3 protein-coding genes are annotated in these 15,904 nt (G+C 70.5%); all 3 read left to right on the top strand.

Annotated elements, in window-relative coordinates:
- On the top strand, positions 1-2,374 hold a 2,374-nt coding region (locus BLU84_RS07720; protein ID WP_139174772.1), incomplete at its 5' end, for a non-ribosomal peptide synthetase.
- A gap of 2 nt (positions 2,375-2,376) precedes the next feature.
- Positions 2,377-10,365: a hybrid non-ribosomal peptide synthetase/type I polyketide synthase gene (locus BLU84_RS07715; RefSeq protein WP_074864594.1), complete on the top strand. Its 7,989-nt coding sequence runs from the start codon at positions 2,377-2,379 to the stop codon at positions 10,363-10,365.
- A 112-nt stretch (positions 10,366-10,477) separates the two neighbouring features.
- Positions 10,478-15,904, top strand: coding sequence for a non-ribosomal peptide synthetase (locus BLU84_RS07710; RefSeq protein ID WP_074864593.1), 5,427 nt, complete (start codon positions 10,478-10,480; stop codon positions 15,902-15,904).

Below are 15,904 nucleotides of genomic sequence, written 5' to 3'. Positions count from 1 at the left end.
GCCGCTGGTCGGTTGCTTCGTCAACAACCTCGCGCTGCGCACGAAGCTGGCGCCGTCGATGCAGTTCGACGAACTGCTGGCGAACACGCGTTCGACCGTGATCGATGCCTACGGCCAGCAGGCCGTGCCGTTCGATCAGGTGGTGGAGCGCCTGCAGTTGGAGCGAAGCCTCAGCCACAGCCCGTTGTTCCAGATCCTGTTCACCCTGCAGAACACGGCGCAGCGTCGTCTGGAGCTGCCGGAGCTGACGGTGACGGCGCTGCCGTATGCGGCGGATACCACCAAGTACGACCTCGAACTCACGGCGTGGGAACACGAAGGCGCGATGCGCCTGAGCTGGCAGTACGCGACGGCGCTGTTCGACGCCGCGACGGTGGAAGCGTTGTCGGCGCACTTCGAAACCTTGCTGTCGGCAGCGCTGGACGCGCCGGAGACGCCGGTGTATCGGCTGCCGATGCAGACCGCGGCCGAGCGGGGGAGGTGGCAGGCCTGGAACCGCAGCGGCAAGGACTACCCGCGCGACCGTAGCGTGCATTCGTTGTTCGAAGCGCAGGTTCGGCGCACGCCGGACGATATCGCCGCGACCGATGGGCAGCGCGAGCTTAGCTATGCGGAACTCGACGCCTGGGCGAATCGCGCCGCGCATGCGCTGCGCGAGCAGGGCGTGGGTCCTGACAGTGTGGTCGGCCTGCACGTGGGGCGCTCGCTGGAGCAGGTGGTGGGTGTGCTGGCGATCCTGAAGGCCGGTGGCGCGTATCTGCCGCTGGAGCCAGAGCATCCCGATGCGCGCTTGGCTTATATGTGCAGCGACAGCGGAGTGCGCACGATCTTGAGCGTCGGCGAACTTGCCGAGCGCTGTACCGGGTGGAGCGAATGGGCGCTGCGTCTGGATGATGAGGAGGCTTTGTCCGCTTACCCGACGCCGAGCCCGGCAGGGGATGGGTTCGCCCCGCAGCATCTGGCCTACGTGATCTACACCTCCGGCTCGACAGGCCAGCCCAAGGGCGTGCTGGTCCCGCACGGCGGCGTCGTGAACTATCTCGACCACGCCCAAAGCTATTTGCAACCGCATCATCGCGGCGCCGTCATGGGCACCCCGCTGAGCTTCGACGCCACCGTCACCACTTTGTTCGCCCCGCTGCTAGTGGGCAAGCGCCTGATCGTGCTGCCGTCCGAAGCCGGCGCGCTGTTCGCCGGCCTGAGCCACTACCTGTTCGACGACGCACACGACTGGCTGTTCAAGCTGACCCCGGCGCACCTGGACGGCCTGTACGCGAACTACCCCGCGCACACCGGCCCGAGCGAACGCCGCCACTGCCTGGTGATCGGCGGCGAACAGCTGACCACGGCGACCGTCGCCAAGTGGCAGCGCGACCGCCTGCCCAACGCCGAGTACGTCAACGAGTACGGCCCGACCGAAACGGTCGTCGGCTGCTCGATCTACACCGTCCGCACACCCGCCGATCTGGCGCGCTGCGGCCACGCAGTCGCCATCGGCCGCCCGATCCAGAACACCCGCCTGTATGTGCTCAACGAATTGGACGAACCCGTGCCCGCCGGCGCCGTCGGCGAGCTGTGCATCGGCGGCGACGGCGTTACTCGCGGCTATCAGAACCTGGACGCGCTGACCGCCAGCCGCTTCCGCGAACACCGCTTCGGTCAAGGTGCGGTCGAGCGCCTGTATCACAGCGGCGATCTGGTGCGCTGCGGTCACGACGGCGAGCTGGAGTACCTGGGCCGCCGCGACGAACAGGTCAAGCTGCGTGGCTACCGCATCGAACTGGGCGAGATCGAATCCCAGCTCAAGCGCGATGCGCGGATCAGCGACGCAGCAGCGGTTATTCAGGGCGAGGGCAACGACCGGCGTCTGGTCGCGTTCGTCGCCAGCAGCGAGGCAGAAACCGCCCACACCGCGCTGGTCGACGAACTGCAACAAGCACTGCGCCAAAGCCTGGCCGAGTTCATGCGCCCGAGCGCGATCGCCGTGCTGGCGAGCCTGCCGCTGACCGCGAACGGCAAGGTCGACCGCGCGGCGCTGCCGTCGCTAGGCGGCGCAGTCGCCGCGGCCTACCGAGCGCCGGAGACCGAAACCGAGCGCGTGCTGGCGACCTTGTGGCAGGAACTGCTGGAACGCAGCGAACCGGTAGGCGCCGAAGACAACTTCTTCCGCCTCGGTGGCCACTCGCTGCTGGCCACGCGCATGGTCTTGGCGATCAACCAGCGCTGGGCGGACGCCGTGCAGCTCAAGGACATCTTCGAACAGCAGAGCCTGGCCGGGCTGGCGCTGCACATCGACGTCAAGCGGGTTTCGGCTTCCGCCGCGCGGCCCGACGGCGCGAACGGCGGCGCCGTTTACGAAGAAATGGAGTGGTAGTCATGGAAACCGCGAAACAGCTGCTGGCCTTGCTCGGCGCCAGGAACATCGAGCTTTACCTGGACCAGGGCAAGCTCAAGACCAAGGCCGCGCCGGGCGCGATCAGCGACGACATCGGCGCGCAGATCAAGACCCATCGCGACGACCTGATCGCGCTGTTGCAGGCCGCCGCGGCCGCGTCGGCCGGCATTCCCAAGGCCGACGGCGCCGAGGCGGTGACCTCGAGCCAGCGCCGGCTGTGGCTGAGCCAGAAGCTGGCCGACGCCAAGGCGATCTACAACGTGCCGCTGGCGGTCAAGCTCAGCGGCGCGCTCGACGAGGCGGCGCTGGCGCGGGCGCTGCGTCGCGTGGTCGAGCGCCATCAGGCGCTGCGCACCCGCTTCGTCGAACACGGCGGCGAAGTGGTCGCGCGGTTGGGCGAGGCGGGTCTGGAACTGGGCCGCCACAGCGTGGCCGCGCAGGACGACGAGGCGCTGCGCCGCAAGGTGGCCGAACTGGCCGCACACCCATTCGACTTGTCGCGCGAGCTGCTGTTCCGCGCCGACCTGATCCGCATCGATGCGGATCGTGGCGACGCGACCGAGCACGTGCTGGTCCTGTGCATGCACCACATCGCCGCCGACGGTTGGTCGTGCGCGATCCTGGTCAAGGAACTCGAAGCGCTGTACAACGCCGCCGACAGCGACGCCGCGCTGCCCGAGCTGCCGGTGCAGTTCGCCGACTATGCGCACTGGCTGCAAGCGCCGGAGCAGCAGCGCAGCGAGGCCGCACATCTCGAGTACTGGCGCGGCCAACTGCGCGACCTGCCGGCGGTGCACGCGCTGCCGCTGGACCACCCGCGTCCGCGGGTGCAGTCCTACGAAGGCGCCGAGCTCGACCACACCCTGCCCAAGGCGCTGACCGCGGCCGCGCGCGCGTTCGCCGCGCGCCAGGGCACCACCATGTATTGCCTGCTGCAGGCGGCGCTGGCGCTGGTGCTGGCGCGCTGGAGCAACGAGAAGGACATCGTGATCGGCACGTCTTCGTCCGGCCGCATCCATCCGCAGCTGGAGCACCTGGTCGGCTTCTTCGTCAATCCGCTGATCCTGCGCAACCGCATCGGCGAGGACGACACGGTCGCCGGATATCTGGCCGCAACCCAGCGCACGCTGCTGGAAGCGTTCGAACACCAGCAGGTCGCGTTCGAGCGCATCGTCGACGAAGTGCTGCCGGCGCGCTCGGCCAGCCACGCGCCGATCTTCCAGTTCATGTTCGACTACCAGGGTGCCGGCACCGGTACCGGTCGAGTCGCGTTGAACGGCCTGGACTGCGCGCTGCTGCCGATCGCCAGCCCCGGCGCGAAGTACGACATCGAAATCACCGCGACCGAATTGCCGGCGCGCCTGCACCTGCGCTGGGTGTATGCGGCGAAGCTGTTCGGCGAGGCCACCGTGCGGCGCTTGCAGCAGTCGTTCGAAACCCTGCTCGCGGCTTTCGTCGCCGTGCCCGAGGAACGCATCGCCGCGCTGCCGTTCCTGCCGGTGGACGAGGCCGCGTTCGTCGCCCGCGCCGCGCTCGGCCCACGCACCGAGGTCGCGCCGCAGACCCTGCCCGAGCGTTTCGCCGAAGTCGCGCGGCGCCTGCCGGACGCGGTCGCGGTCGAGTTCCAGGGCGAGGTCTACAGCTACGCCGAAATCGAATCGCGCGCCAACAAGCTCGCCCAGTTCCTGCGCAAGCTCGGCCTGCGCGCCGGCGGCCGCGCCGCGGTCTATCTGGAGCCGGGCCCGGAGTTGGTGATCGCGATCCTGGCCGTGCTCAAGGCCGGCGGCGCGTACGTGCCGATCGATCCGGCCTATCCGGAGGACCGGGTCGAATACATCCTCGAAGATGCCGCCACCCAGATCGTGCTGTGCAGCCGCGAGGCCATGAACGAAGGCCTGCCGGTCGAGCAGAAGATCGTTCCGGTCGACCTGGAGGTGCAGGACGCGCTGTTCGCCAGCCAGCCCGACCAGGCGCCGCAGTGGGACGCGGGCGACACGCCGACCATCGCCTATGTGCTGTACACCTCCGGCTCGACCGGCAAGCCCAAGGGCGCGGTGATCGGCCACGCCGCGCTCAACAACTATCTCGACCACGCCGCCGGCTATTTCCGCGACGATCTGCGCGGCGCCGTGGTCAGCTCGTCGATCGGTTTCGACGCCACCATCACCTCGCTGCTGGCGCCGCTGCTGCTCGGCCAGCGCGTGCTGTTGCTGGAAAGCGACCTCGACGCGGTGTTCGGCGGCCTCAAACAGCAATTGCTGCAAGACCCGCACGCGTGGCTGTTCAAGATAACCCCGGCGCACTTGTCGGCGCTGGGCCACGAATGCGCCGGCCTGGGCCCGCGCGATACCCGCCACGTGCTCATCATCGGCGGCGAACAGCTCGACTACGCGACGGTCGAGCAGTGGCGCTCGCGCTGGCTGCCGCAGGCGCGCTACGTCAACGAATACGGCCCGACCGAGACCGTGGTCGGCTGCTCGGTGTTCGCCATCGACGCGGATTCGGGGACGCTGCCGGCCAGCGGCGCGGTGCCGATCGGCAAGCCCATCGCCAACACCGGTTTGTACGCGGTCAACGACGGCCGGCTGGCGCCGGTCGGCGCGGTCGGCGAGTTGTACATCGCCGGCGCCGGTTTGGCCGAGGGCTATCTGAACCTGCCGGAGATCAGCGCGCAGCGCTTCGTAAGCCTGCCCGCGGTCGGCCCGCACCAGCGTTTCTATCGCACCGGCGACTTGGTGCGCCTGCGCGGCGACGGCGATTTCGAGTTCATCAAGCGCTGCGACGATCAGGTCAAGATCCGCGGCTACCGCATCGAGATCGGCGAGATCGAATCGGCGCTGCGCGCCGTCGCCGGCGTGCGCGAGGCCGCGGTGGTGGTGCAGGAGGACGCGGCGCAGCGCATGCTCGCGGCGTTCCTGCAGCCGGCCGACGAGGTTTCCGACGCCAAGGCGTTCCAGCAGCGCGTGCGCCAGGAACTGGCCAAGGCGTTGCCCGAGTACATGGTGCCGGCGGCGTTCGAGTTGATCGCCAGGTTGCCGCTGACGGTCAACGGCAAGGTCGACAAGGCGGCGCTGCCGAAGATCGACGTGGCCGCCTCGCTCGACCTCAACTACGCCGCGCCGCAGTCCGAGCTGGAAGGCGCGCTGTGCGCGTTGTGGCAGGGCGCGCTGGGCCTGGAGCGGGTCGGCATCCACGACAACTTCCTCGACATCGGCGGCAACTCGCTGATGTTCGTGCGCCTGCGCGCCGAGATCGAAACCCGCTTCGGCTGCAAGCTCGACATCACCGCGTTCTTCGAATACCCGACCATCGCCGAACTGGCCCGGCACCTGCAGCTGGCGCGCGGCGCCGCGGATGCGAATGCGGACGCCGGCGCAGACGCCGCGCCGGCGCAGCCGGCCGCTTTGGTGCGCCCGCACGCGCCGGTCGCGGTGATCGCGATGGCCGGGCGTTTCCCCGACGCCGACAGCCCCGACGCGCTGTGGGACAACCTGCGCGAAGGCCGCGAGGCGCTGCGCACGTTCAGCGCGGACGAGCTGATCGGCAACGGCTTCAGCGCCGGCGTGGTCGCCAACCCGGCGTTCGTGCCGTCGGCGGCGCTGCTGGACGAGGTCGAGCGCTTCGACGCCGAGTTCTTCCGCATGACCCCGCGCGAAGCGGAAGTGCTCGACCCGCAGCAGCGCCTGCTGCTGGAGTGCTCGGTGCAGGCGCTGGAAAGCGCGGGCTACGGCGACGGCGCGCGCCCGCGCCGTTGCGGGGTGTTCCTCGGCTGCGGCGAAAGCACTTATCTGGCCAACCATCTGCTGGCCAACATGGCGCTGCTGCGCGACCTGGGCCTCAACGTCCTGCACGCCAACAGCAATCATTACCTGGCCACCCGCATCGCCTACAAGCTCGACCTGACCGGGCCGGCGGTGAACATCGCCACCGCCTGTTCGACCTCGCTGGTGGCCGTGCACGAGGCCGTCGCCAGCCTGCGCGCGGGCGAGTGCGAGCTGGCCCTGGCCGGCGGCGCCGGCGTGTCCGAGTTCGGCCCCAGCGGCTATCTGTACCAGGAAGGCGGCATCGAATCGCCCGATGGCCGCTGCCGCGCCTTCGACGCCGGCGCGCGCGGTACGCGCGGCGGCAACGGCGCCGGCGTGGTCGCGCTCAAGCGCCTGGACGACGCGCTGCGCGACGGCGACAACGTGCTCGCGGTGATCCGCGGCAGCGCGATCAACAACGACGGTTCGCAAAAGGCCGGCTACACCGCGCCCAGCGTGGTCGGCCAGGCTGGCGTGATCGAAGCGGCGCTGCGCGATGCCGGGCTGGAGGCGCGCCAGATCCAGTACGTGGAAACCCACGGCACCGGCACGCCGCTCGGCGATCCGATCGAGTTCCGTGCGCTGCGCAAGGTGTTCCACGCAGCGCCGGTGCAGTCCTGCGCGCTGGGCACGCTGAAGCCGAACATCGGCCATCTCGACGCCGCCGCCGGCGTCGCCGGACTGATCAAGGCGGTGCAGGCGCTGCGCCACGCCACCTTGCCGCCGTGCCTGCATTTCGAGCGGCCCAACGACCTGATCGAAGTCGCCGACAGCCCGTTCTATTTCACCCGCCAGGCGACACCGTGGACCACCGACGACGGCGAACCGCGCCGCGCCGGCGTCAGCGCGTTCGGCATCGGCGGCACCAACGTGCACGTGGTGCTGGAGCAGGCGCCGGCCGTGGCGGTCGAAGCGGACGCGCAAGCGGGCTATCGCCTGATTCCGCTATCGGCCAAGTCAGAAGCTTCGCTGGGCGCGGCGGCCATCGCGCTGCGCGAGCACGTGCAGCGCGAGCCGCAGCAAGCGCTGGCCGACATCGCCTTCACCCTGCAAAGCGGCCGCGAGGCCTATGCGTGGCGGACCTTCGCCGTCGCCGACGGCCACGACGCGCTGGCGCAGGCGCTGGCGGACACCGCGCAACGCAAGCCGCGCCACCACGACGACGGCCGCACGCGGCTGGCCACGGTATTCCTGTTCCCGGGCCAGGGCGCGCAGTACGCCGGCATGGGGCTGGGCCTGCTCGGCGTCGCGCCGCGCTACAGCGAAGCCTTCGAGCGCTGCCGCGCGCTGATCGCCCGCCACGCCGGCTTCGACCTGCGCGAGAAACTCGCCGCCGGCGACGATGCCTTGTTGCCGACGCAAGTCGCGCAACCGGCGCTGTTCGCGCTGGGCTACAGCCTGGCGACGGAACTGATCGGCTTAGGGATCGAGCCCGAAGCGATGATCGGCCACAGCCTCGGCGAATTCGTCGCCGCCTGCGTCGCCGGCGTGTTCTCGCTCGAGGATGCGGTGCAGCTGGTATGCGCGCGGGCGCGGCTGATGCAGGCCGGCGCGCCCGGCGCGATGCTCGCGGTCAGCGCGCTCCGCGAAGAGGCCGAGCGCTGTTACGACACCGCCAGCGTCGCCTTGGCCGCGGTCAACGGGCCGCAGAACTATGTGGTGTCGGGCGCGGACGAGGCGATCGCGCGGGTCGAGGCGAGCGTGGCCGAAGCCGGTATCGAGTGCCGCCGGCTGCAAACCTCGCACGCCTTCCACTCGCCGATGATGGTCGCGGCCGCGGACGGTCTGCGCGAGGCCTTCGCCGGCGTGCGCCTGAATCCGCCGCAGCGCCGTTTCGTCTCCAACGTCAGCGGCGCCTTCATCAGCGCCGAGCAGGCTTGCGATCCGGAGTACTGGGTCGGCCACCTGCTGGCGCCGGTGCAGTTCGCGCGCGGCCTGGAATCGCTGTGCGCCGCGCTGGCCGCGCCCGATGTCGAGCTGGCCTTCGTCGAACTCGGGCCGGGGCAGGGGCTGACCCAACTGGTCCGGCGCAATCCCTGCGCCGCGAACGCGCTGGCCACGCCGTCGCTGCGTCATCGCCACGAGAGCGGCGATGACGCGTACTACTGGCTCAGCGCGATCGGCCGCTTGTGGTCGGCCGGCGCCGCACTCGACTGGCGCGCGCTGCAGGGCGAGGGCGCGCGCCGCCGCGTCGCGCTGCCGACCTATCGCTTCGAACGCAAGCGTTTCTGGATCGAGCGGCCGAAGGCCGGCGAGCGCCGCGCGCCGTTGGCGCCGACCGCGGTTTCCGACGATCCGCAGGATTGGTTCTACCTGCCCAACTGGCAGCTCGCGCCGGCCATCGCCGAGCCGGTCGAAGCGCCCGGCGACGCGGCCGCCGCATCGTCGTGGCTGGTGCTGGCCGACGAACTGGGCATCGCCCAGGCGCTGGCCGAACGCATCCGTCCGCACGGCGAGCCGCTGCTGCTGTGCGCGGACGGCGATGCGCCGCCGGCGCAGATCGACGACGACGCGCGCCTGCAGGCGCTGGTGTCGCAGCTGGCCGGGCACGCCTGCGTGTCGATCGCCTGCCTGTGGCCGCTGGGCGCGCCGGAGCAGGCGCACGACTACGCCGAGTTCGAACGCCGCCAGCAGCGCAGCTTCTATCCGCTGCTCAAGCTGCTCAAGGCGATCTTCGAACGCTGCCCGCGCCTGGAAGTGCGCTTGTACGCGGTCACCGACCGCGCCCTGCGGGTGACTGGCGTCGAGGCGATCCAGGCCGCGTCGGCGACGCTGCGCGGGCTGTGCAAGGTGGCCGCGCAGGAGAATCCGCAGATCGTCTGCCGCTTGATCGACATTGATCTCGGTGCCGCGCCGGCGCAACTCGCCGACGCGGCTGCGACCGCGCAGCGCGAGCGCATCGCCGAACAACTGTGGCGCGAGTTCAACGCCGCGCAGGACGCGCCGGAAGTGGCGCTGCGCGGCAACGGCCGCTGGCTCAAGCAATACCTGCCGCTGGCCGGCAGCCGTTGGGCGACGCCGCGCCAGCGCCTGCGCCCGCGCGGCCATTACCTGATCACCGGCGGGCTGGGCCGGATCGGCCTGCAACTGGCGACGTGGCTGGGCAGCGAGTTCCACGCCCGCATCAGCCTGCTGAGCCGGCGCGAGTTCCCGCCGCAGCAAGAGTGGGCGCGGGTCGAGGACGGCGCGTTCGGCGCCGACATCGCCGAGCAGGTGCGTTGCTTGAACGCGCTGCGCGCGGCCGGCGCCGAGGTCGAGGTGCTGCGCGCCGACGTCGCCGACGCGGCCGCGCTGGCGGCGGCGGTGGACGCGGCGGAGCAGCGCTTCGGCGCGCTCGCCGGCGTGTTCCACGCCGCCGGCAACGTCGAGGATTCGGTGTTGCCGCTGGCCGCTACCGACGAGGCTGCGTGCCGGCGCCAGTTCGCATCCAAGGCCGCCGGCCTGATCCACCTGCAAAGCGCGCTGCGCGGCCGCACGCCGGACTTCTGCCTGGTGATGTCGTCGCTGGCGGCCGAGCTCGGCGGACTGGGCTTCACCGCTTACGCCGCGGCCAATGCCTACGCCGACGCGTTCGTGCAGCGCATGCGCAACGACGGCCACGACTTTTGGTGCGCGATCGACTGGGACGGCTGGAATTTCTCCGCCAGCGCCGGCGCGCACGGCATCGAGCACGCCATGCGCCCGACCGACGGCATGCGCGCGTTCGCCGTGGCGATGCAGCACTGCGACCAGCCGTGCCTGATCAATTCCACCACCGACCTGGACGCGCGCTTCGCGCGCTGGGTCGGCGGCCTGGGCGAGCAGGGCGCGGACGCGGCGCAAGCGCACGAGCGGCCGCAGCTGTCGCAGCAATACGCCGCGCCGTCCAGCAAGACCGAAGAGGCGGTGGCGCGGCTGTGGCAGGACGTGCTGGGCATCGAGGGCATCGGCGCGCACGACAGCTTCTTCGAGCTCGGCGGCGATTCGCTGATCGCGACCCGCCTGGTGGCGAAGGTGCGCACGCATTTCAACGTCGCCGACCGGGTGTTCTCGCTGTCGGACTTCTTCGCCCAGCCCACCGTCGCCCACACCGCCGCGCGCATCGACGGCCTGTCGGTGGCGGCGAAGCTGGCGTCGAAGCGCGAGGAGCTGCGCGCCGAGGCGGTGGTCGAGGAAGGGGAGTTCTAGCGGGAAATCCACCAGACCGGAACGGCCGCCCGGCGCGGTCGGCGCCTGCGGGCGCGAACGCCGGACGGACCGGGCGATGGATTTTCTTTGGCGTCATTCAGCGGGGGCAAACATGAACGTGGTGGAAGGCATCATCGAGCGGGCCCTGCAAGCGCAGGTCGCGCTGTATCTCAAGGACGGCAAGCTCGCCTACACGGCGGCCGGCGACGGCCTGTCCGACGCGCTGCGCGCGGAAATCGGCGCGCACAAGACCCAGATCATCGAATACCTCAGCGCGCTGTCCGCGCACGCCGGCGACCGCGACGGCGGCTGGACGCTGGAGCGCGCGCCGCGCGACGGCGCGCGCCCGCTGTCGTCGCAGCAGCGGCAGATCTGGCTGGCGCAGAAGATCAACGAGCAAGGCCAGTACAACATCGCCAACGCCTTCGAGTTCCGCGGCCCGCTGGACCGCGCGCTGCTGGCGCGCACCCTGGCCTATGTGCTGGAGCGGCACGAGATCCTGCGCACGGTGTATGTCGCCGACGCGGCCGGCGAAGTGTCGCAGCGCGTGCTCGACGCCGCGGCGTTCGCGCTCGACGGCGCCGACCTGTCCGCGCTCGACGCCGACGCCCAGCACGCCGACGTGGCTGCGCGCGTCGCCGCCGAACAGGCCCGGCCGTTCGACCTGGGCCGCGATTTCCCGATCCGCGCCGCGTGCTACTACTGCTCGCCCACGCGCGCGGTGGTGTCGATCGTGATTCATCACATCGCCTCCGACGGCTGGTCGCAGGAGCTGCTGGTGCAGGAGATCGGCGCGGTCTACCAGGCGCTGAGCCAGGGCCGCGCGCCGGCGCTGGCGCCGCTGCCGCTGCAGTACGGCGATTACGCCCACAGCCAGCACAAGGCGCTGGCCGAGGGCCGTTTCGAACGCGAGCGCGGCTACTGGCTCGAACAACTCGCCGACGTTCCGGCCGAGCCGACCCTGCCGGCCGACTTCGCCCGGCCCAAGGTGTTCGTGTCGTCCGGCGCAGCGCTGGAATCGCGCCTGGACGCCGAACAGACCGGCCGCCTGAGCGCGCTGGCCAAGCGCCACAACCTGACCTTGTTCATGCTGCTGGAATCGACCCTGGCGCTGCTGATCGCGCGCTGGAGCGGGCGCGAGGACGTGGTCGTGGGTTCGCCGATCGCCGGGCGCGAACTGGCCCAGACCCACGGCATGATCGGCCTGTTCGTCAACCTGCTGCCGCTGCGCGCGCACTGCCCGGCGCGCGGCTCGCTGGAGCAGTACCTGCTCGACAGCAAGGCGCGCCTGCTGCAGGCCTTCGCCATGCAGTCGCTGCCGCTGGGCGTGGCGATGGAAGCGCTCGGCGTCGAGCAGACGATGGGCCACACGCCGTTGTTCCAGGCCGTGTTCAATCTGCAGACCGTCGCCGACGGCAGCCTCGGCCTGGGCGAGGTCGAGCTGGCGCCGCTGCCGCAGGCGCCGCTGATCAAGTACGACCTGGAAGTGGTCGCGCTGCAGGGCGCCGATGGATTGTCGCTGAGCTGGAAGTACGCCGACCGTTTGTTCGCCGCCGCCACCATCGAGAAACTGGCGCAGGCTTATCGCGCGGTGCTGATCCAGATCGGCGCGGGCGAAGCGGCCGATCTGGCCGATCTGGCCGATCTGGCCGATCTGGCCGATCTGGCGTTCGGCGATCTCGGCGCGCGCGCCGGAGATGCCGGTGCGGCCGTAGCCGACGAGCGCGAACGCGCCTGCGCCATCGTCCAGGCGCACTTTCCCGAAGCGCGGATCGCCTGGGTGCGCCAGGGCGGGGCGACCGCGCCGCGCAACGTCGTCCACCTGCTGCCGGCCTCGCTGGTGGCCGGCGACGAACTGTCGCAGCGCCAGGCCGCCGCCACCGCGCAGTTGCAGGACGAACTCGGCGCCGCGTGGCGCCCCGATGCCTGGTCGCTGGCCGGCGAAGACTGCCTCAGCGCGTCGGGCAAGCTCGACAAGAAGAAGTTGCCGGCGATCGCCTTCGCCCTGGAAACGCCGATCCAGCGCGAAGTCGCGGCAGTGTGGCGGGAAATGCTGGAGTGCGGCGAGATCGGCCTGACCGACGATTTCTTCGACCTCGGCGGCAATTCGATCAAGGCCATGCGCGCCACCTCCAAGCTGTCGCAGGTGTGCTCGGTGGAAATGCAGATCCGCGACATCTTCGAACACACGGTGCTGGCCGACTACGCCGCCCAGGTCGAGGCGCGCGCGTCGTCGACCCGGCCGGCCATTGGTAAGCGCCCGCACGGCGAGCGCATGGCGCTGTCGTTCTCGCAGGAGCGGCTGTGGTTCATCGACCAGCTCAACGGCGGCAGCCCGGAATACAACATGCCGGCGCTGTTCCAGCTCGAAGGCCGCTTCGACCTGGATCTGGCCGAACGCGCGCTGCGCCGGGTGCTGGAACGCCATGAAGTGCTGCGCACGGTCTACGCCGGCGACGAAGCCGGCGCGGCCCAGCGGGTGCTGGAACAGTTCGACTTCCGGGTCGAGCGCGTCGACCTGCGCGCGCTGGACGAGGCGCAGGCGCGCGAGGAACTGGCGCGGCGCGTGCATGCGGACATCGCCCGCCCGTTCGATCTGGTCCACGACCTGATGGTGCGCGCGAGCTGGTTCTCGCTCGCCGCGAGCGACAACGGCGCCGAACGCGGAGTGCTGCTGTTCAACGTCCACCACATCGCCTGCGACGGCTGGTCGCAGGATTTGCTGGTCAACGAGTTCGTCGTCGCTTATCGCCAGCTCGACGGCGAAGGCGGCAACGGCGCGCCGCCGCCGGAACTGCCGGCGCTGTCGATCCAGTACGGCGACTACGCGCACTGGCAGCGGCAGTGGCTGGGCAGCGGCCAGTTCGACCGCCAGCTCGACTACTGGCTGCGCCAGCTCGAAGACGTGCCCGCGACCCATCAGCTGCGGCTCGACCGGCCGCGCCCGCAGGTCAAGGCCTATCTCGGCGACAGCCTGATCGGCGGCGTCGACCAAGCCACGACGCAGGCGCTGGACGCGCTGGCCAAGCGCTTCCAGCTCACCCCCTTCATGCTGACCCACGCCGCGCTGGCGCTGGTGCTGGCGCGCAACGGCAACAGCGACGACATCGTGGTCGGCACGCCGGTGGCCAATCGCCACCAGGCCCAGACCGAGCACCTGATCGGCTTCTTCATCAACACCCTGGTGCTGCGCCTGCGCACCGGCCACGCCAACCTCGCCGATTACCTGCGCGAGGTCCGCCAGGTCCACCTCGACGCGCAGACCCACCAGGACGTGCCGTTCGAGCTACTGGTCGACCGCCTCAACATCCCGCGCAGCGCCCAGCACACGCCGCTGTTCCAGATCATGCTGACCTCCGACGCCGATTACGGCCTCAAGCGCGGCGACGAGCGCGCCTTGCTGGAGCTGCCCGGCGCGCACATCCGCACCTATCCGTTCGAAGGCTCGGGGGTGAAGTTCGATCTGGAAGTGCACACCCGCTGGACCGCCGAAGGCGCGGCGATCAGCTGGACCTACGACCGCGACATCTTCGACCGCGACAGCGTCGAGCGCTTGGACCGTCAGCTGACCCAGACGCTGTCCGCTCTGGCGGCGCTGGCCGCCGACGCGGACGCCGCGGCGCAAACCGCGCTGGGCGAACTCGGCCAGCCGGCGGCCGACGAGCGCCGCCAGGTGCTGTACGACTTCAACGCGACCCAAACGGCGTATCCGCGCGACGCGTTGGCGCACAAGCTGTTCGAAGCGCAGGCGCGACGGACGCCGCAGGCGATCGCGCTGGCCTACGAAGACCGGCGCCTGAGCTATGCCGAGCTGGACGGGCTGTCGAACCGGTTGGCGCGGCATCTGACCGGCCTGGGCGTCGGGCCCGATGCGCGGGTGGCGCTGTGCGTGGACCGCGGCATCGAGATGGTGGTGGGCGTGCTCGGCGTGCTCAAGGCCGGCGGCGCTTACGTGCCGGTGGATCCGACCTATCCGTCCGACCGCCTGGCCTATGTGCTGGCCGACTGCGCGCCGCAGGCGGTGCTGACCCAGGCCGCGCTGCGCGAGCGCCTGCCCGCGCTGCAGACGCCGGTGATCGCGCTCGACGAGGCGATGCGCGACGCGGCCGGCGACGAGCCTGCGCTCGACGCGCCCGAGGTCGCCGGCCTGTCGCCGTCGAATCTGGCCTACCTGATCTACACCTCCGGTTCGACCGGCCAGCCCAAGGGCGTGATGGTCGAACACGACGGACTGGCGAACTATCTGCAGTGGGCGTGCGACTACTATGCCGGCAACCGCCGCATCGACGCCATCGTCTCCACGCCGCTGGCCTTCGACGCGACCGTCACCAGCCTGTACCTGCCGCTGCTGCTCGGCGGCACCGCGACCTTGCTGCATTCGGGGCTGGAGGCGGTGGAGCTCGAGCAGCAGCTGCTGGCGGCGCGCGAGCCGCAGTTGGTCAAGATCACGCCCTCGCACCTGACTGCGATCGGGCAGGACCTGCCCGACGAGGGATGCCCGCCGCATCTGTTCGTGGTCGGCGGCGAAGCGCTGCCGGCGGCGACGGTGGCGCGCTGGCGCCGGGTGTCGCCGCGCGCGCGCATCGTCAACGAATACGGGCCGACCGAAACCGTAGTGGGCTGCAGCGTCTACGACGCGGCTGATCTGGCGGCGGCGCACGCCGGCGTGCCGGTCGGCAAGCCGATCGGCAACGCGCGCATCTATCTTCTCGACGAGGCCGGCCGGCCGGTGCCTGTCGGCGCGGTCGGCGAACTGAACATCGGCGGCGCCGGCGTGGCGCGCGGTTATTGGAACCGCGCCGAACTCAGCGCGCAGCGCTTCATCGCCGATCCTTTCAGCGACGAACCCCAGGCGCGCATGTACCGCAGCGGCGACCTGGGCCGGTGGTTGCCGGACGGCAACATCGAGTTCCTCGGCCGCAACGATTTCCAGGCGAAGATCCGCGGCTTCCGCATCGAGCCGGGCGAGGTCGAAGCCGCGCTGCTGCGCTGCGCCGGGGTCAAGGACGCCGCGGTGCTGGTGCGCGAGGACGCACTGGGCGATGCGCGCCTGATCGCCTACGTGGTGCCCGCGGCGGACGCCGGCGGCGAATCGGCGGCGCAGGCCTTGCGCGAGGAGCTCGCTCGGACGTTGCCGGCGTACATGTTGCCCGCCGCGATCGTCGCGCTCGAACGGCTGCCGCTGACCGCCAACGGCAAGCTGGACCGACGCGCGCTGCCCGCGCCGCAGGCGCGCCCGGCCAAGCCGCCGACGGCGCCGCGCAGCGACAGCGAACGGATGCTGCTGGGCGTATGGCAAAGCCTGTTGCCGAACGCGGCGGTCGGCTGCGACGACGACTTCTTCGCCCTCGGCGGCAACTCGCTGCTGCTGGCCCGGCTGCACAGCAAGATCAAGGCCGAATGCGGGGTGAGCATTCCGTTGGGGACGCTGTTCTCGCACCGCAACATCGCCGCCCAGGCGGCCATCATCGAAAGTTTTCTGGCCGTCAGCCGCGCGGAAGACGCGCTGGACGAAGACGTCGTCGAAGAGGAACTGTGA

Origin of the sequence: Lysobacter enzymogenes, from assembly GCF_900106525.1 — a bacterium.
Taxonomy (GTDB): Bacteria; Pseudomonadota; Gammaproteobacteria; order Xanthomonadales; family Xanthomonadaceae; genus Lysobacter; species Lysobacter enzymogenes.
Note: the sequence above shows the minus strand (reverse complement) of the source record. Positions and strands in the feature narration are given on the sequence as shown.

What these genes read in the sequence shown, in the direction of transcription:
- BLU84_RS07715 (WP_074864594.1), top strand. Translation starts at nt 2,377, where the DNA reads ATGGAAACCGCGAAACAGCTGCTGGCCTTGCTCGGCGCCAGGAACATC.
- BLU84_RS07710 (WP_074864593.1), top strand. Translation starts at nt 10,478, where the DNA reads ATGAACGTGGTGGAAGGCATCATCGAGCGGGCCCTGCAAGCGCAGGTC.